Raw genomic sequence first — 18,320 nt, 5'->3', positions numbered from 1 at the left:
ATAAACTTTTGTTTACATGCTTGAAGGGAGAGATTTACGTAATGGATAACAAACAACTGGAGCAACTCATTATTAGAGCATTGGATGACAACAAGTTTGGTTCCTTTGGTACGATCGAAGAAGGAAATAAGCCGAAAGTACGTTACATGGCCATTTTCCATGAGGGTTTGAAGATTTATTTAGCTACGAATCGCAAAACTCATAAGGTGGAGGAATTATCGAATAATCCGAATGCTTTTTTGCTGCTTGGATATGAGTCAGGCGGAAGCAAAGACGTGCTGGAGATTGGAGCCACCGTTGCCGTTTCTAAAGATGAAGGGCTGCGCACAAAGGTGTGGAACAAAGAGCTGGAGCCATGGTTTACAGGGCCTGATGACCCTAATTATGTGATTCTTGAACTTACTCCAACGCGTATTGAGTATGTTGGCAGTAATAAAGAGCACGGCGTGTGGACTCCCTAAACCAATTTAAAATCGATTCCGAAAGCCTTCCTATCCCCCACGGGTTTAGGAGGGCTTTTTTAAAAGATAAGTCCCTGAGTGACCTGTTAAAACATGTTATAATGACTTCAACTTTTTACGTAGTTTCTCAGGGGAGGACTTAAAATATATGAGCGTTACTCTGTTATATATTGAAGATGATCATGAAATCGGCAGCGTCGTGTCTGCGGATTTAAGTGAGCGTGGTTATAGTGTGCGTTGGCTGCGGAGCGGGGAGGGAGCGACGGAGGAAGCGGCGCCTTGTCAATTAGCTATTCTGGATGTAATGCTTCCGGGTCTGGATGGCTTTACTGTCGGACAACGATTGAAGCGGGCGTACCCTAAGCTTCCGATCTTGATGCTCTCTGCGCGAACCTCTATTGATGATAAACTGCAGGGGCTTGAATTCGCGGATGATTATTTGACGAAGCCATTTCATCCGGATGAATTGGCAGCCAGAATTGAAGTGCTGCTCAGGCGGAATGGGGCATCTGTTCAGGATTCGCTCACGCTTAAACACCTAGTCGTATATGAAGGGGATAACCGAGTAATAAATGCTCAGACACAGGAAGAAGTCATGCTTACGGGTAAGCAATTTCAGATTTTTTCTTATTTGCTGCGTCATCTCGGCCAAATTATGACGAAGGAGCAGATTTATGAAGCCGTCTGGGGAGAAGCCTATCTCGAAGGGGATAAAACTTTAATGGTACATATACGATATTTGCGCGAAAAGTTAGAACTTGATCCGGGCAATCCCGAAATTATAGAAACTGTCCGGGGGATCGGATATCGGGTAAGAGCATGAGGGGGTTAGGGCGCATTCGCAAGCAGCGTAACTCCTCTTTGCTATCGGGATATTTGCTTATTATTGTTTCTGCACTGCTTTTTATCCCTGTGGTCCTGCCGTTATCTTTTGTTCTCTACAATATGGTTAATGAAGTGACTAAAGGGGCTCCACCTGTAGACACCTCTCTGTATTCGAGTGTTGCAGCGCTGGAGACCATGTGGCATAAAGAGGCGCTTCAATTGGAAGATGCTTCTTCAGAAGGCATAAATGAGCGGCTACATGAACTGAGCGGGAAATACACTGAGGCTACTATGTTTTGGGTAGATGGGGAGGGAATGACCCAGTTGATTCTCACACCTGATGAAAGCAATCCGCAACATGGCAGTGGAGTTCCGGAGCAGTGGACTGCGGCTGAGGCAATTTATTTTATGAAGGAAAGTACAAAGCGTGATCCTTTAGCCATCGTCGCCTTCATGGGAGACCGAGTGGATGCGGGTAAAGGGTTTATGGTAATGCAAATTCCAAACAAGCTGCTCAACAAAGGGGCTTATGGGGGAGTCGGGGCTTGGGCTTTGTATTACTTTGTGCTCTTTGTACTTTTTGGAGGGTTCGCACTGGTTTCTTTGCTGTTCTTTAGAAAAATACGCAAACGGCTACTACAGCTGCAAACCGCGATGACGATTACGGGACCGGATAGAATGCCTAAGTCTATTATGACAGGCAAGCTGGATGAGATTGGCAGACTGGAGGAAGCTTTTAACACGATGGTGGCGAAGCTTGACGAAAGTCGAAAGAGGGAAATCGAAGAGGAAGAGCTGCGTAAACGTCTAGTATCTAACCTATCTCATGATTTGCGTACACCACTAACGGTTATTCGCAGTCACATCCATGTAATGACTAAAGAGAGCTTAACCCCGCAAGGACAACAGTCCTTAGAGCTAATGGATAAGCGTATAGCGGATCTTAGCGTCTTGATCGAGAATCTTTTATCCTACAATCTCCTCAACAGCGGACGGATCACTTTGAAGAAGGAGCGTAAAGATGTCTTGCGCTTGTTGCGGGAAAGTGCTGCTGCTTGGTACCCCGTATGGGAAAAAGAGAACTTCGAGATCGATATTGACTTGGAGGCTGATCCGCTGTTCTGGATGGTGGATGAGGTCTGGTTCCGCCGTATTCTTGATAATCTGTTTCAGAATATTGTACGTCATGCCAGCAGTGGTCTTTATGTAGGGATTTCTACGGAGTCCCGTAATGGGCAACGTGTTATTTTGATTACGGATCACGGCAGAGGTATCCAGAGTCCATCCGATTACAAAGGGGCAGGATTAGGGCTGTCCATCGTGGATCTGTTAATGAAGCATATGGAGTTAGAGTGGGATATGGAGAGTACAGGAGATGGAACTTCCGTAGTAATCTTTAATCCACTGTAGAAAGAAAATAAAATCTTAGACTTACCATTGTCATTAAGCTCTCACGGGAAAAAATAGTCAATAAAAACGAGCTCAACGGCACCTGTTTTAACAAATAACGAGCAGAATAGCGTAATATATTTGGTTGTAGTTATAATGTTTAATAGGGCCATTTAATGGTTCCAATTCTTAGGAGTTACCAATGACCTGTGTTGAAATATTTCGAAAAGGGGCAAGTTGTGTGAAAAAGACTGAAAAAATATACAACACTGCAGTAGAGGCAACTTTAGAGGTGATGGTGGGAAATGGAAACCTGTTATTCTCTTTCATCTGACATTCGGTAAGAAACGTAATAATGAATTTAAGAGCTGGAGTCTAAAGGAACTCCTACATCTGATGTGCCGTTGGGGGGATTCGCATATAGAGAGAAAGTACGAGGGAAAGGCTACCGTTCTGGCTAATTCAATGCTTACAGGGGGCCCGCCAACATTTTAACGAAAATATACACTAAGGACTATTCAATAGTTTAAAGGCCGGGTTTTCCTACTCTAGGGAATCCGGCTTTTGTTTTATTCTCGTAGTGGACGTAATGTTTAATACTTGATACCCCTTTACGACAGCCAGTGATCAGTGTGATTAGACTGGAAAATAAAGCACTAGACAGGCCACGGCTGCCATATGGGGCGTTGCACTTCTGGTAGTCTTCCTGATCGATGGCCGCCGACAATCAGCCTTTTGCAAAAAAAACAAAGGAAACCGAACTTTTTTTTGATAGAGAGACAATATAGTGTGTAAGCAGCTTACTTAGGAGGGCCCTCTGAATGCAAAGTGAATACATGTACCAGTTACTCATAAAAATGAAAGACGGTGATCAACAGGCGTTTCATACGATGTATGATGCCACCTATCAGGACGTCTACCGGACAGTCTCCTTTCTGGTGGATCATCAGCAGGATCGGGAAGATGTCATGAATGAGATCTATATGCAAATGTGGACATCACTTGCTAACTACGATACGAACCGACCTTTCCACTTCTGGCTACACGGCTTGGTAATCCGTCAAGTGCAGAGATTTCGGGTCAAGAGCTGGCGGAGATTCCGAATTTTTGAACGCATTCGTGCCTTCTCTCGGGAAGAGTCTCATTGGGATCAACCTGCTGTGTTGATGGATGGGACGAATCAAATGATATCGAAGGCAATCCAAAAACTGACCGACAAACAGCGAACGGTGATTATCCTCCGCTTTTTTCACGACTATACTCTTGAGGAAATCGGGACATTGCTCGATATTCCGCTGGGTACAGTCAAGTCCAGGTATCATGCTGGCCTTCAGGCGCTTCGAAAAAACTTATGGAATCTCCCCCCAGAAAGGATGGAAAAGATCAATGCTAACTGAACGCAAAATCCGTGAACATCTGCACAAAGAGGCAGAAACTATGGAGTGCCCCCCGGTTATTTCCAAACGTATAGAACAGTCTTATTTTCAATATTTACAACCAAAAAGGAGCGGAATAACCATGAAAAAACGATTGATTGGTGGAATAGTTGCTGCTGCGATTTTAATTCCAACCGCAGCATATGCGGCCCCTACCCTGATTGAAATGTTTACTAGAACACCAATGACTGCTGAACAAGTCAAGGTGGATGAGGTTGGCAAAGCAACACTTGAGAAGCTGTATAGCACATTTCCCGAAACAAAATCTTTTGAGATAATCGATGCAAGCAGCGTTCAAGGTGTCCAAACAAGCATCATACTGCAGGAAAAAGAAGGAACCGGTAAAAAGATTACCCTTCATACAAACAGTATTACGGGTGCGATTGAACACGTGATTCAAGAGAACTGGGAGCCTAAAGAGAAGCCAATCACTACTTTATCCGATCAGGAAATCAAGTCGAAGGTAGATTATCTAATTGATAAAATGTATGGCAACATCGAAGAGTACGAATTTGCTATGGAGAAAATGGAGAACCCGGATCAAAAAACGTTTATGTTGAATTACACCAAAAAGGGATCAAAAACACCGTTCTATCAGGTATTTGTTCAGAGCAATACAATCAGTGTTTCTCTGATCGGAGGTGAGACTACACCTTCAAACATTAAAGTAGAAGGTTTTTTCTCTAGAAATGGTAAGCCTGATTATTCTGCTGATGCCTATCTAAATGATGCAAAACTGTTTTCTTTACTAAAAATTAGCCCAGAAGAATTAAAACAAGAATTAGCAAAAGGTAAATCTGTTGTGGAGATTGCAGCATCTAAAAATGTCTCTAAACAACAAGTGATTGATGTCATTGCAAAAACACAGGTTGATGGACAAATTCAAGGTGAAATTAATGGTGAAGTTACTAAAAGTAATCGTTCAAATGAACAACAGTTAAAAGCTATTGAACCAAAAGTATTACAAATTATTGAACACAAAAATGAAACACCATCGAAGAAATAACAAGTCAAGGCGCATGAGGTATAGAACCCAATGGATAATCCAGAGCCAAAAACGATCATGTTGAATTACACTAAAAAGGACAAGGACTGAACTAAACTGTTCTTCCAGGTATTTGTTCAAGGCAATACAATCAGTGTTGGGTTGGTCGGAGAATAGGAGTACAAAAACCTCAACTCTGAAACGGTGACCCGTAAGATGGAACACTTTTTAAAAGTGTCCCTTCCTGCGGGTCATTTGTGTTTAATCAAAAGCACGAATGGACAGAACGGAGATTCTTAGGCGTAAAATTAGAAACGCTATCGTGAAAGCCTAAACGTCGAGCCGTAGTTCCGTCGGCAAAAAAATCGTAGTCCCATGCAAATCGCCGAATAGCCAAGAGGATACGTCTTTATAGGAATGCCGAGCAAGCCTATGCTTCTCAATCATTTTGTTCCAAAGCTGCTCCTTGTCCGCCATGACAACGTCTAGAGACATCTGCAACGGAGGCGCTGTTTCCATGCCAAAGTATTGAGCGATTTTCGGCTATAACTCATTCCAACGAAACAGGTCGCCGTTCGTAATGTTGAATGCCTGATTCGCACAGCGCTCGTCGATCGCCGCCCATACTGTTGCCTTTGCGAGAAGCCGCAGACTACAGAAGGACGGAGTGGCTACCAAGTCCAAGCCTTACCCTTATGCCGTTGTTCTAAGAAATCTTGCTGATTAAACAGCGGCGGTCTAGGACTTTATTTTCATTGAACATCCATATCGTCAAATTTAAACAAAACTTAAACTTCGTGCCGCCTTGTTCTTAACCTTGGGACGTTATGCTAATTACCGAGGTGAGGAACATGAAAGAAACAGTGATTGAAACGAAGGATTTATTAAAAAAATACCGTGGCCGGGCTGCGGTGGAAAATTTAAATTTGAACATCCGCAAGGGAGAGATCTATGGCTTTCTTGGCCCGAACGGGGCAGGGAAAACAACAACAATTCGTATGCTGCTTGGACTGATCACTCCAACATCAGGAAGGATTGAAGTCTTCGGCCAGGATCTTCGCAAGCATAAACTGCAAATTTTGCGGAAAGTAGGGTCGCTTGTCGAGTCTCCATCCTATTACGGGCACTTAAGCGCTGTGGATAATCTTGAAGCCATCCGGCGTATCCTTGGTGCTCCGAAGTCACGGATTGCTGAGGTGCTAGATATTGTTTCCTTAACAGGGGAAGAGAAACGTCCAGTTAAAGGGTTCTCCCTTGGGATGAAGCAGAGACTAGGTATTGCTGCTGCCTTGCTCGGGGAACCGGAGCTGCTTATTCTGGATGAGCCGACGAACGGACTTGACCCGTCAGGGATTCAGGAAATTCGCGGACTGATTAAACGATTGCCGCAGGAGCAAGGGATTACCGTCGTAGTATCCAGTCACTTGCTTAGTGAAATTGAGCAAATGGCGGATACCGTAGGGATCATTCGTCAAGGGCAAATGGTGTACCAAGATAGTATAACGAATCTGCAGCGGCAAGCCGGGGGAGAAATGCGGTTAGCAGTCTCGGACCCGGAGGCCGCGCTGCGTCTTGCTGAAGAACGGGGGTACACAGGGATACTTCAAGAACAAAAGCTAGTCTTCTCCCGGATGATCGATGCAAGAGTTGCCTTGCTAGTCAAAGCCTTGGTAGAGAATGGGCATGCTATTTATCGTGTAGAGGAGCGGAGACAATCACTTGAGGACTTCTTCCTGCAGGTTATAGGAGGAGAGGAATCATGATGTGGCGGGCACTGTCGGCGGATTGGCTCAAAATCCGTGGCAAAGGACTCTGGTTTCTAGTGTTTCTTGGACCGCTTGGACTTGTAGCCATGCAAGGCTTGAATTTCGGCCTTCGTTATGATTATCTTCGCGAGCAGTATAGTGCGGATTTATGGGGTGGGCTTCTGAACAATGTGGCTGCATTTGTGCCCATTGCTCTTTTTCTTGGAGGGACCTTAGTATGCTCGTTGATTGCAAATGTAGAACATCAGATGAGCTCGTGGAAGCAGCTCTTGGCACTACCTATCTCACGTACTTCAGTATTTATGGCTAAGCTGGTGTTATGTTTGGTGCTAGTGGCGGTTTCTTGTTTGTTGCTCTCGGTGGGTACAGTTGGTTTAGGGCTTGTTTTGGGCTTCAAGGTCGAACAGATTCCGTATTTGGATGTGTTACGAATTGGCTTTATGTCCTATATTGCAGCATTGCCGGTTATCGCTTTGCAGCTGTGGCTTTCTCTGGCTAACCGTAATCAGACATTGCCAGTTGCTCTTGGAATAACCTTATCTCTGGTGTCTATCTTCTCCATGTTACTTTCGGAGTGGGTTCCTTTAACATGGCCATATATGGCTTGGGAATCTTCGCATCGTCTCTTATTTAGCGGTGCAGGGTTGCTGCTGGGGCTGCTGATTCTTTTGCCGGGTGCACTGCACTTCGCACGAAAGGATGTGGATTAACGATGAATTCATTTTGGAGAGTGTTGTCGGCAGAACGATTAAAAATGTCTAAATCATATGTATGGCTTTTAGTTATAGGCAGTCCGATTTTAGCATTGCTTCCCGGGGCATTGGCAGATAATCAAGGGGAGAAGATGAGTTGGGAACTGTTGTTAAATGTGATGTCCATGATGCATGCCTTGCTGTTTCTACCTGTGCTCTCGGGTATTTTCGCAGCGCTGATCTGTCGTTATGAGCATCATGACGGAGGCTGGAAGATGTTGCTGTCTCTGCCTGTGACTCGGTTATCAGTGTACCTCTCAAAATATGTGATGATTATCGGATTGCTGGCTGCGGTTCAACTAACGTTCCTGGTGATGGTGCTGGGAATGGGTTTTTTCCGAAATATTCCGGATTCGATCCCTTGGTCGCTGCTGCTTAGCTCGGTATTTGGCGGCTTTATTGCCTGTCTGCCACTCGCTGCACTGCAACTGGCTATCTCTCAAGGCTGGAGCAGTTTTGGCGCACCGCTGGCGCTGAATGTGAGTCTGACCATTCCTAATATGCTGATCGCCAATTCTTCAACCTATGGCCCCTATTATCCTTGGGTACAACCGATGTTGGCTATGATGCCGTATGGTGATGACACGTTTGGGGCTTTTAATTTACCGTTCGAAACGCTGATGATGGTAGTGGGCGGTAGTTTTATTGTGTTTTTTGCGGCAGGACTATTCTCCTTTTATCGTAAAGCCGTCTGATTTACAGCGATTCTTATAAACGCCTTCTCCATGGACATCCAGAGCTGGTTTTCATATAATTGAGGAAAACAATCAGCAAAGCTGACTAGCTGGTGGAGGAGGCGATAGCATGGAGCCAACGGCATTAGAAGATTGCGATAACACATGCAAGGGTTCGGAGCTTGAACCGGAATCCATTGCATTGATTCTGCCTGACCGAGAAATAACGGATAAAATGGCAGAGATGTTCAAAGCGTTGGGTGATCCCACACGAGTGCGGCTCATTTACGCTTTGTCCCAGAAAGAACTATGTGTACACGATTTGTCTGTGATCCTTGATATGGGCCAATCTGCGATATCCCATCAGCTCCGTTATTTACGGAATTTACGAATTGTGAAGCGTCGTAAAGAAGGGAAGACGGTATTCTATTCGCTCAACGATGCGCATGTAGAGCAGATTTTTCTGCAGACGCATGAACATGTCCGTCATGAATAGCTGTACTTTTCAAAAAAGAGCGGTTCTCCGATTATTGGAGAACCGCTCTTTTACGTTAACTAGATTGATTTAGGTTGCTCGATAGGGTTGGTTTTCTAAAGGATAGAGCCAGCCAGAGACAATGCACAGCGAGTACGAGAAGGATGAATAGATCGATCCCCATATATTCGCTTGTATTTTCGTTACCAACAAACTGAATTAGATTATGTACAAAATGAAACAATATCAGCGGTAGAATATTATTATTTTTCAGCATCAACAAGGTAAGCACAAAACCGATCAGAAGAGAATATACGAGCTGTAGGAGGATTTGCGTCATGTCTGTACCGGATAAAGCATTAAGCAAGTGGGTAATAGAGAAGAGTATGCTTGAAGTAATCACAGCCGTTTTAGCGCCCTTAGTGAGTAAAGTCTTGAAAATCAATCCGCGGTAAATACTTTCTTCCACAAAGGCTACAAGCAGGGTGAAGAAGATAAAGAACAACACCTCAGACGTACTGATCTCACGAAAACCTTTAAAGGATATGGTGATCAGGACGACAGCTAGAGGTGCGTAATAAATCCACTTCCCAGAGGAAATGGTATTCAGAGGACGGAAGCCAAGATCACTCCATTTGTTCTTAACCGTGAAGTAGATGATCAGTACAAGCGCGATTGGAATAAAGGAGATCAGTACAGGGGCGGTATACGAAAGCTCTTTAATTGTAGCGTAAGTCCCGGCGGCAGATACAGCTAAAAGTAACAGCACCTCAATAATAACAACGGTCCAAACAGGGTATTTCTGTGAAAAAGAAGACGTCTTGGCTAGCTTTGACATGGTCTACATTCATCCTTCCTTCTGTGTAATTTAGTTGCCAATTCATCTCGGGTGCAATCATACATGATTTACCATATTTTCACGAAAAAATCAATTTATTTAATTTTTATGAGAGCGGAGAAAAATGGTGTATATGACGTATTGACCTTCAAAAATAAAGGGAATATAATAGCAATAAGAAAACATATGAACAAGTGCTCATATATGGTTTTTATTTGAGGAGATGTGCCGTATGGATACGATGCAAGGAAAAGTAAAACGTCAGTGGGAATTAGAAGGCTTAGATTGCGCCAATTGCGCAAGGAAAATCGAAGATAAAGTGAAGAAAATCGAGGGCGTATCGTCTTGTTCCGTTAATTTTGTTACGAAGACAATGACGATGGAAACCGCCGCAGGTTATGAGGAATCGGCGATTGTTGAAGCAAAGAAAACGGTGAAGGCGCTTGAGCCCCATGTAAATGTAAGAGAGAAGACTCAGGGCAGTCGCAAGCTGCAGAATAACGGTAGTCATAAGCATGGAGAGGATCACAAACATGGCCATGAACACGATCATCAGGCTGCAGACGGACATAAGCATGATGATGCGGATGGTCACAGCCATGGCCACAGCCACGAGCATGGGGAAGGCGATACCCGTAAGATTCTACTGCGGTTAGGTGGCGGTGGGATACTCGCGCTTGCCGGAATATTCTTACCGGTGGAGGGTGTAGTAGAACTGCTGATTTTCTTAGCAGCCTATCTCATCGTGGGTAGTGAAGTTGTCTGGCAGGCGGTTAAGAACATTATCCGGGGTCAGGTATTTGATGAGAATTTCTTGATGGCTCTTGCAACCATCGGTGCTTTTGCGATTGGTGAGTATCCAGAGGGCGTAGCGGTTATGCTCTTTTACCAAATCGGAGAGTTGTTCCAAGGTCTAGCAGTAAACCGTTCACGTCGATCTATCACGGCACTTATGGATATCCGTCCCGAATTTGCTTACCTTAAGCTTGGAAATGATCTAAAACGAGTCTCCCCTGAGGAAGTAGCGATCGGTGATGTGATTGTTGTGAAACCGGGTGAGAAGGTACCTCTGGACGGAACGATCCTTGAGGGAAGCGCCATGATGGATACATCAGCACTTACCGGGGAGTCTGTACCGCATTCGGCTGGACCGGGAAGCACAGTATTAAGTGGATTTATTAATCGGAACGGCGTTATTACAATTCAAGTTACACAGACCTTTGGAGAATCAGCCGTATCCAAAATTCTGGAGTTGGTACAGAATGCTTCAAGCAACAAAGCCAAAACAGAGAACTTTATTACTAAGTTTGCACGAGCTTACACACCTATAGTAGTGATCACAGCTGTGCTGCTAGCTGTCGTTCCTCCGCTAGTGATTAGCGGGGCAACCTTCTCAGATTGGATTTACCGGGCGCTTGTATTCCTCGTAATCTCCTGTCCATGTGCGCTTGTGGTCTCGATTCCACTTGGTTTCTTCGGAGGGATTGGAGCAGCTTCACGCAGTGGTATTCTGATTAAAGGAAGCAACTATCTTGAAGCGCTGAATGATGTGAAAGTAGTTGTCTTTGATAAGACCGGAACGTTGACTAAGGGGCAATTTAAGGTTACAGGAATTTATCCGTCAGGTGGCAATTCTAAGGATGAATTGCTGCAGACAGCTGCTTATGCGGAGAGCCATTCGAACCATCCGATTGCCGAATCGATTAGGGCAGCTTATGGAGAACAGATTTCTAAGGAAGCGATCTCGAATTACAACGAAATCTCCGGTCATGGGATCGAGGTTTCGATTGAAGGCAAGACCGTACTTGCAGGTAACGCGCGTCTGATGGAGCGAGAGGGCATAGCTTATGAGGTGCCTGCGCAGAGCGGTACAGTTGTTCACATCGCGGTGGATCATCAGTATGGGGGTTATCTGGTGATTGCAGATGAAGTGAAGGAAGACTCGCAGCAGGCTATTCAGAGCCTCAAGAAGCTTGGCATCCGTAAAACGGTGATGTTAACTGGCGATGCTTCTTCTGTAGCTGAAGATGTTGGGAAGCAGTTAGGTGTAGATGAGGTTCACGCGGAGCTTTTGCCGCAGCATAAGGTAGAGGCCATCGAGAAGCTGGATCGTGAAAAGTCACATCGCGAGAAAATTATTTTTGTCGGTGATGGAATTAACGATACCCCAGTACTAGCTAGAGCAGATGTTGGGATCGCAATGGGCGGACTGGGCTCCGATGCTGCGATTGAAGCGGCAGATATTGTAATTATGACCGATGAACCTTCGAAGATTCCTGTTGCTATCGGCATTGCCAAGCGTACACGGATGATCGTATGGCAAAATATTATTTTCGCTTTAGGTGTTAAAGCTATATTTCTTATTCTCGGCGCATTTGGGATTGCCACGATGTGGGAGGCTGTATTCTCAGATGTTGGGGTAACCGTGCTGGCTGTACTGAACAGTATCCGAGCATTAAAGGTTAAAGATCAAGGATAAAAAAATCGCTCTTTAGGGTATTGGTGTTATCTACCGATCCCCAAAGAGCGATTTTTTCCGTTTGCAGGAGATTAAATGCTGTCTTCCAAGTGTAGGCTCTCAATGCCTGAGCGAACAATGCTGCAGGAGGCGTTGAATTTCTCCGCTTCTTCGGTGTTTAGGTTAAGCTCCAGTAGTTCTTGAATTCCAGTGTTGCCAATAATGGCAGGTACGCCGGTACATATACCACTTTGCCCGTACTCTCCATCCAGAATTGCGGATACGGCAATGATCTTATGCTCATCATTCAGAATGGAACGAGTAATGTAAGCCAGTGCGCTGCCAATACCGAAATGTGTGGAGCCTTTTTTAGTAAATATCTCCCAGCCCGCATCTTTGGTCTTGCGGGAGATATCCTCCAGATCCAGATGCTGGAACCGCTCACGATGCTGATCCATAATTTGCAGGATGGGCTTGCCGCCAATCGTCACATGTGACCAAGCTACAAACTGGGATTCACCATGTTCTCCAAGTGCGTAGCCGTTAACGCTGCGTGGGTCTATGGAGAACACATCAGACAGTAGTGTCTTTAGGCGCGAAGAGTCAATGGAGGTTCCTGTACCAATGATTCTGTGGCGAGGCAGCCCTGATATTTTCCATACCATATAAGTGACAATATCGACTGGATTAGCGGCGACTACGAATATTCCATCGAATCCCCCAGCCATAATGTTGGTGATAATTTCTCTAGTAATGACTGCAGAGGCTTCCAGGACGTCAAGTCTTGTCTGCCCTGCCTTTGGATTAGCGCCGGCGGTTAAGATAACTACATCCATTCCTGCGCAGTCGCTATGGGTTCCTGCATACACCTTGGTACGTGTGCTTGTGAAATCCATGCAGTGTGAGAGATCAAGTGCTTGTGCCATAGCGCGGTCATAGGTGCGGTCGATCATCATGATCTCGTCGCAAATTGCCTGATTGACCATGGAGTAGGCGCAGCTGGAACCGACCATCCCGGCACCGACGATGGCAACTTTTCTTGATTTACTTTTCAATTGCCTTGACCTCGCTTTCTATTGTTAGGTATGCATATATTTTAACGTATCCCTCCACAAGTTACCTAACATCGGACACAGAAAAATGTTTTTTCCTACATGGTATTCATCCACGTAAGAAGCCATCTCAATCGTATGAATTGAAATGGCTTCTTAGAATAACAACATATACTTATGACTGTAAGGACTGTGCCTCCGAGGAGGTCATAGCTTTATAACGTTTGTACATAAAGAATCTCCAATGAAGAATCATTCCGAAGGCTAAGATGAAGAATAATCCACCGGACTGAGGGATACTGACATAACTATTAATAAATTCATGAAGTAAGGTGCGAACTAAAAGGAGTCCGAGCAGAATGAAAGCAAAGCTCTTAGAACGCTGAGCATAAATTTGTCCATCCCGTTGTTCGAAGTTTGTGCTGCGTATTAGAGGATACGCGAAGATGAACCAGCCAATCAAAAAGGCGAGTGCTGCCCACCATAAAGGAAACCTAACTTCAGGTACAACGAACATGGCAAAGCCAGTCGACATCCCGAGAGGTGGAATCCATATTTTTCGAATGGTAACCGGACGTGCGCTAGCTTTTAGACGAATAAAAATAACCATTAGCGCCATGAGCAAGGTCCCTATAGTGGAGCCGATATGTAGGAGTGAGGGGTTAATGCTACCCATGATTCACGACCTCTCTATGATTTGAGTCACTTTTATCTCCATTATAACAGAAAAACGATGGCAGAACATTGAAGTGTAGCCGCTGTATGGAGGTAGTAGCTCCGTGAAAAGCACTGCATACTACATTAAGTAGAAAGAGGCCGAAAACACCAAATAGCAGGTCAAGGTAGTTAACCTTGACCTGCTATTTTTTTTAATAATATAAGTAGTCCAACAATTATTGGTTCAGCCTAAGCTTATGAACGGCTACGCCCATTTGTTGAGCGAAGAATAAGGCTGACGATAAAGATCAGAACAACGGCCCCGATCAAAGAAGGGAAGAAATAGAAATCACTTACTTTAGGTCCCCAGCTTCCCAGAAGCACGCCACCGAGCCATGAACCGATAATACCTGCGATAATGTTACCAATTACCCCGCCTGGAATATCTCTGCCCATAATCAGACCCGCTAACCAACCAATGATCCCACCAACAATTAACATCCATAAAAAACTCATGTTACTTCAACTCCTTCGTTTTGTTGTTTTCGATGTCTACTATTAACCTTGCCAATCATGTTTAAACCACTTGTAAAAACTTACTACTGCCGGGAGAGTTAGGAAATGGCTTCAAAATTGAACTCGATAATGTATTACAACTATAAACATGCTATAGTGAAAAAATATTATAAAATACTGAGTGAGTTGCTATCAGTAAAGGGTAATTAAGAAGTAAATACAATTTATACAAACAAAGGAGTCGCTACTATGGAACGGCTTAATGAGGTATTGTTTTATGTGGGAACGTACAACCCTGAAGGTGAGGAAGCTATTCTACTCTGCTCACTTAGTCCTTCATCAGGGGAAATGAAGATTCTTGAGGGTACTAAGGGCATTGAGAATCCATCGTTTTTAGCAGTAAACAGCACAGGCAGCGTGCTCTATGCGGTTAGTGAGAAGGATGAGGGCGAGGTCTATGCTTTTGCTATTGATCCTGTTACTAAAGCGTTGAGTCCACTTGGAAGTCGTCCTACGGAAGGTGGCGCTCCTTGTTATGTCTCGATCAGTCCTAAGCAAGATTACATATTCGTCTCTAATTATTCCGGTGGCAATGCCAACGTATTTCCAGTAAATGAGGATGGTTCGCTTCAGGTCATGTCTGATCAAGTGAAACATGTAGGTTCAGGAATTCGTGAAGACCGTCAGGAAGCTCCGCATCCACACTCCGTCATTCCGGATGGAAGCGGCAAGCATATACTGGTTTGCGACTTGGGACTGGATCAAATCCTGATTTATCGCCTTGAAGAAGGTAAGCTGTCTAAGCATCGGGAGATTAATCTTCCACCAGGTTCAGGCCCACGCCATCTGGCGGTACACCCTTCAGGACAATGGATTTATCTGGCGAATGAACTAAACTGTACCGTAACGGTATTTGCTAATGATGAGCAGAATGGAAACCTCAGCATTTTACAGCATGTCAGCACGCTTCCAGAGCAATATAATGCGGGTAGTGATGATACAGCTTCCGATATTCATGTATCGCCATGTGGTAAATTCTTGTATGTCTCAAACCGGGGACAAGATAGTATCGCCTTGTTCCATATTGAGGGTTCAACAGGTCATCTTGAAGCGGTAGATTGGCAGGTTACAGGCGGACGTACTCCGCGTAATTTCGCCATTATTGGTGGCAAGCTGCTCGCTGCGAATCAAAATAGTGATATTATTACTTCGTTCTCCATCGATAGTGACAGTGGCAGATTAATTCCTACAGGGAACGAGCTGAAGATAAAGACACCGGTCTGTATTCAAGCCGTGTAGGCTGGGAATAGGTTATTGTATGTTTCAATATTAGAGGCTATTCCCCCAAATTCATCAAAATAAAAGGCCTTCCAATCAGCTGTACATGTGCTGAGGGGAAGGCCTTAAATGGTATAATGGCAAGTTACCTTAAAACATATTTCGAATTCCTAGATCGTAAAAGCCGATGTCATCTAGCATGATTTTATCTCCCTCGGCTTCAAGGTAGAAGGTGATTTCCGTCAGGTTCTCAGGCTCTAGCTCAGGTTCTTCCTCCTGAAACTGTTCGAACGGCATCTCATAGGTCTGAAATACAGCTTCGGACAGATCACCGTACTTCCCATCATTAATCCGTTCTTCAAGCCATGGGAATAACGTGAACTGAGTTTGCGGAAGTGGAAGAATATCCATTACCTCACTTAACGGCAAGCGTGCCGAGGTATCATTTTTGTCGGTTAACTCAACCTCTACATTGGGAGGTAGCGGAATACTTAGTTCATCTTTGATATCACCATTGAGGTTTGCTAAGGAAAATGTAAGGCCATCTGCGTCTGAAAGGGCCATTTCAGTAACAACACTGTCTTTAAGCTTAATGTTGTAATAAGCTTCCTCGTCTTTTTTGGCTGTGCGTTCAAGAACGACACCATATGTGGCTTTGCTTTTCGATTCACGATCCTTCGCGAGCTCTTCCGACCAGGATAATCCGGATGCTTCTGCTGTTCCGAGATTAACGGTATTCTTGTTGCGGTCCTCGTCAAATGTGGCTACAGGCCGATATCCCCCATCCTGGAATCGATTGTAGTAAGTGGTCTCCGGTAGCCATTTCAGTCCGCTGCGGTAATCCCGGAACAAGCTCTGGTATTCGTCTTTTCCATGCAAAGTGGTCTCTAGAAAAGCTGATACATACACTTTAGCGATTTGCCGCTGCTTGTCTGCATCCATAATTTGCGCTCGATTTAAAAAGAGGCCAGCAGGTAATGTCTGATCATACGCGCCCCAATCACTGTTGAATTGACTGTGATTGGCGTCCGCAATATACAGCGAGCTTTTGAAAGCGGAGGATCCTGGAGAATAGGAAGTACGTATATACTGCCGGTCACCATAGAAATCATGTACATCCCCATCACGAGCCCCTTGCAGAGTCAAATAGTTGACATCCTTGAGACGGGCTTGCTGATCGTCTATCGTTTTGTCCGTAGGGGCAAGGGCGACCACAGAGGCTATATTAAAACGATCTACTGCCTTCATAACGGGATCATTTTTGAACCAACGTTCGGCGTCTGCTGCCATAGCAACAGCTTGTCCTCCACGGCTATGGCCGAGCAGGGCGGTTTTTGTGAAATCTATTTTTTGATAAAAAGGATTGTCTGGTTCATCCGAGAAAGCTGCTAGCTGTTCCAGGTGTTTCAGAATGATCCAGGTCCGTACTTTGAAATCATTGTCCGGAATACCGGACCAAGCAGAATAGTTCAGGAAATTCTCATCCAGGGAAATTGCGATAAACCCCCGGCTGGCCAAGAGTTCACCGAGATAAGCGTACCCTCCGTCAGAGTAATCTTCCATCATATGATTTCCGTGCACCATCAGAACTACCGGATAGGGACCATCGCCCTTAGGCATCCATACTCGGCCGTTCAGTGGAAGTGCATTATAATCGAAACCCCAGAATAAAGTGCGGAGTTTTGACCAATCCTTAATATAAGCAGAAGCATCTACTGTAGAAGAGATCACATTGGTATCCTTGCCGTATTCGGTCCGATGCAGATCCTTACCGCTGGCATAAGTGAAGGTCTGATAGGCTTGATTGCCAGGTTGTGACGGACTTGCGGCTGTCAATGGAATCACATCAGAATCACTGATATCAATGGGTTCCAAAGTAGGTATTTCCTGCACTCCGTTTGCCAGAGCAAGTTGGGAAAAAGTTACCGTAATGGTAAGCAGAAGTCCCATGGTTATTCTTTTGCTGCGCAGCAGTCCGATGGCTAATCCGCCCAATGCACCTAATAAGGATAGTAGAACAGCAATGAGAGCCGCAGCTTCAATCTCAAAGTCTGCGTAATATAAGATTAGTAGAATCGCTCCAACATCGCTCAATACACAGCCTGCGAATAGTCGTGGGATGCGCAGTCCGGTCAAGGCGATCAGTACAGCAATGATATTGCTGGCAATGGCCAGCAGAATGGTACTCGTACCTGCAGCAAGTGCAATATCTGTTGGCACCCCTAATCCAGTGGGTATACCTAATACGGCAGTGGTGAAGGCCAAAAAGCAAACGATCCAAAGACCAGCGATTGCTGTCCTCCAGACCGTTGTATCATAACGGTAAGTTCCCCTAATCCTTCGACTAATTTCTTGAGTCATTCTCCTATGAAGCCGTGGTCTTATCGGCGCAGGGACGTACTCTAAATCCATACCCATGATTCTCACTCCCGACATTAAGCGGTAATTTCTCTAGACCATAAGCTGTAGCAATAATATTACTTTATAGCATCAATAACAAGTGGATCTTACAGGAACCCACACCATTGCCTGTATAGCGTGGGATTTGAAAGATTCCTTTGTCATTGGCTGGAAAAAAAGGTTTGACACGGTTAAAGGGTTTCAGTATTATATCCATATAAACCAACTAAGTAGATAGGAATAATTGAAGAAAGTTCTTACCGTACAGACGGAGGAACGCCTGCATTAGGCTCGCAGACACGTGTCATAGGACCGGTTTGACCTGCCATACGTGGGCTTTCCTCCGTTCTTTTTGTTA

Annotated in this window: 18 protein-coding genes; 11 read left to right on the top strand and 7 right to left on the bottom strand. The window is 44.8% G+C overall.

Features of this window, described 5'->3' with window-relative positions:
- The first annotated feature begins 41 nt into the window (after window positions 1-41).
- The 5 genes from NSQ29_RS25320 to NSQ29_RS25295 all read left to right on the top strand — a co-directional run bounded on the left by NSQ29_RS25320 (window position 42) and on the right by NSQ29_RS25295 (window position 5,117).
- The gene (locus tag NSQ29_RS25320; protein ID WP_341126382.1) at window positions 42-461 is read left to right on the top strand and encodes a pyridoxamine 5'-phosphate oxidase family protein; all 420 of its coding nucleotides are present in this window, start codon (window positions 42-44) and stop codon (window positions 459-461) included.
- A gap of 148 nt (window positions 462-609) precedes the next feature.
- On the top strand, window positions 610-1,284 hold the full coding sequence (locus tag NSQ29_RS25315; protein ID WP_042184374.1) for a response regulator transcription factor: 675 nt from the start codon (window positions 610-612) through the stop codon (window positions 1,282-1,284).
- A complete protein-coding gene (locus NSQ29_RS25310; protein WP_341126381.1) occupies window positions 1,281-2,696 on the top strand; it encodes a HAMP domain-containing sensor histidine kinase in 1,416 nt (471 codons plus the stop codon). The genes NSQ29_RS25315 and NSQ29_RS25310 overlap by 4 nt, the downstream gene beginning before the upstream one ends.
- 800 nt (window positions 2,697-3,496) lie before the next feature.
- Window positions 3,497-4,072 carry a sigma-70 family RNA polymerase sigma factor gene (locus tag NSQ29_RS25300; RefSeq protein ID WP_341126380.1) on the top strand — a complete coding sequence of 192 codons (576 nt, stop codon included), beginning with the start codon at window positions 3,497-3,499 and terminating at the stop codon, window positions 4,070-4,072.
- Window positions 4,062-5,117 carry a hypothetical protein gene (locus NSQ29_RS25295; protein ID WP_341126379.1) on the top strand — a complete coding sequence of 352 codons (1,056 nt, stop codon included), beginning with the start codon at window positions 4,062-4,064 and terminating at the stop codon, window positions 5,115-5,117. Before NSQ29_RS25300 ends, NSQ29_RS25295 begins: the two co-directional genes overlap by 11 nt.
- 309 nt (window positions 5,118-5,426) lie before the next feature.
- Here NSQ29_RS25295 and NSQ29_RS31620 read toward each other — a convergent pair whose 3' ends face one another.
- Window positions 5,427-5,591 carry a hypothetical protein gene (locus NSQ29_RS31620; RefSeq protein WP_445739176.1) on the bottom strand — a complete coding sequence of 55 codons (165 nt, stop codon included), beginning with the start codon at window positions 5,589-5,591 and terminating at the stop codon, window positions 5,427-5,429.
- Between the two features lie 48 nt (window positions 5,592-5,639).
- Entirely contained in the window at window positions 5,640-5,780 is a 141-nt protein-coding gene (locus tag NSQ29_RS31615) for a hypothetical protein (RefSeq protein ID WP_256716357.1), read from the bottom strand.
- Between the two features lie 167 nt (window positions 5,781-5,947).
- Between NSQ29_RS31615 and NSQ29_RS25285 the strand changes: the two genes are divergently transcribed.
- The 4 genes from NSQ29_RS25285 (at window position 5,948) to NSQ29_RS25270 (ending at window position 8,784) form a co-directional block, all read left to right on the top strand.
- On the top strand, window positions 5,948-6,859 hold the full coding sequence (locus NSQ29_RS25285; protein ID WP_341126378.1) for an ABC transporter ATP-binding protein: 912 nt from the start codon (window positions 5,948-5,950) through the stop codon (window positions 6,857-6,859).
- A complete protein-coding gene (locus tag NSQ29_RS25280) occupies window positions 6,856-7,572 on the top strand; it encodes an ABC transporter permease (protein WP_341126377.1) in 717 nt (238 codons plus the stop codon). The genes NSQ29_RS25285 and NSQ29_RS25280 overlap by 4 nt, the downstream gene beginning before the upstream one ends.
- A gap of 2 nt (window positions 7,573-7,574) precedes the next feature.
- Window positions 7,575-8,309: an ABC transporter permease gene (locus NSQ29_RS25275; RefSeq protein ID WP_076285177.1), complete on the top strand. Its 735-nt coding sequence runs from the start codon at window positions 7,575-7,577 to the stop codon at window positions 8,307-8,309.
- Between the two features lie 109 nt (window positions 8,310-8,418).
- Window positions 8,419-8,784, top strand: a complete 366-nt coding sequence (locus NSQ29_RS25270) for an ArsR/SmtB family transcription factor (protein WP_042184384.1) — start codon at window positions 8,419-8,421, stop codon at window positions 8,782-8,784.
- A gap of 55 nt (window positions 8,785-8,839) precedes the next feature.
- On the opposite strand, the gene NSQ29_RS25265 is transcribed toward NSQ29_RS25270, so the two are convergent.
- On the bottom strand, window positions 8,840-9,601 hold the full coding sequence (locus tag NSQ29_RS25265; protein ID WP_341126376.1) for a CPBP family intramembrane glutamic endopeptidase: 762 nt from the start codon (window positions 9,599-9,601) through the stop codon (window positions 8,840-8,842).
- Window positions 9,602-9,833: 232 nt separating this feature from the next.
- Between NSQ29_RS25265 and NSQ29_RS25260 the strand changes: the two genes are divergently transcribed.
- Window positions 9,834-12,080, top strand: coding sequence for a heavy metal translocating P-type ATPase (locus tag NSQ29_RS25260; RefSeq protein WP_341126375.1), 2,247 nt, complete (start codon window positions 9,834-9,836; stop codon window positions 12,078-12,080).
- A 71-nt stretch (window positions 12,081-12,151) separates the two neighbouring features.
- Here the strand turns inward: NSQ29_RS25260 and NSQ29_RS25255 are convergent, their stop codons facing one another.
- From NSQ29_RS25255 to NSQ29_RS25245, 3 genes are all read right to left on the bottom strand, one after another.
- Window positions 12,152-13,114 carry an L-lactate dehydrogenase gene (locus NSQ29_RS25255; protein WP_042184390.1) on the bottom strand — a complete coding sequence of 321 codons (963 nt, stop codon included), beginning with the start codon at window positions 13,112-13,114 and terminating at the stop codon, window positions 12,152-12,154.
- A 172-nt stretch (window positions 13,115-13,286) separates the two neighbouring features.
- Complete coding sequence (locus tag NSQ29_RS25250; protein WP_042184392.1) at window positions 13,287-13,787, bottom strand: CcdC family protein; 501 nt, start codon at window positions 13,785-13,787, stop codon at window positions 13,287-13,289.
- 236 nt (window positions 13,788-14,023) lie between these two features.
- A complete protein-coding gene (locus tag NSQ29_RS25245) occupies window positions 14,024-14,284 on the bottom strand; it encodes a GlsB/YeaQ/YmgE family stress response membrane protein (protein WP_042184394.1) in 261 nt (86 codons plus the stop codon).
- A gap of 249 nt (window positions 14,285-14,533) precedes the next feature.
- Between NSQ29_RS25245 and NSQ29_RS25240 the strand changes: the two genes are divergently transcribed.
- Entirely contained in the window at window positions 14,534-15,583 is a 1,050-nt protein-coding gene (locus tag NSQ29_RS25240) for a lactonase family protein (protein ID WP_076300104.1), read from the top strand.
- A 129-nt stretch (window positions 15,584-15,712) separates the two neighbouring features.
- Here NSQ29_RS25240 and NSQ29_RS25235 read toward each other — a convergent pair whose 3' ends face one another.
- The gene (locus tag NSQ29_RS25235) at window positions 15,713-17,980 is read right to left on the bottom strand and encodes an alpha/beta hydrolase family protein (RefSeq protein ID WP_341126374.1); all 2,268 of its coding nucleotides are present in this window, start codon (window positions 17,978-17,980) and stop codon (window positions 15,713-15,715) included.
- Window positions 17,981-18,320: the final 340 nt, after the last annotated feature.

Source organism: Paenibacillus sp. FSL F4-0236 (assembly GCF_038000135.1).
Taxonomy (GTDB): domain Bacteria; phylum Bacillota; class Bacilli; order Paenibacillales; family Paenibacillaceae; genus Paenibacillus_AQ.
Note: the sequence above shows the minus strand (reverse complement) of the source record. Positions and strands in the feature narration are given on the sequence as shown.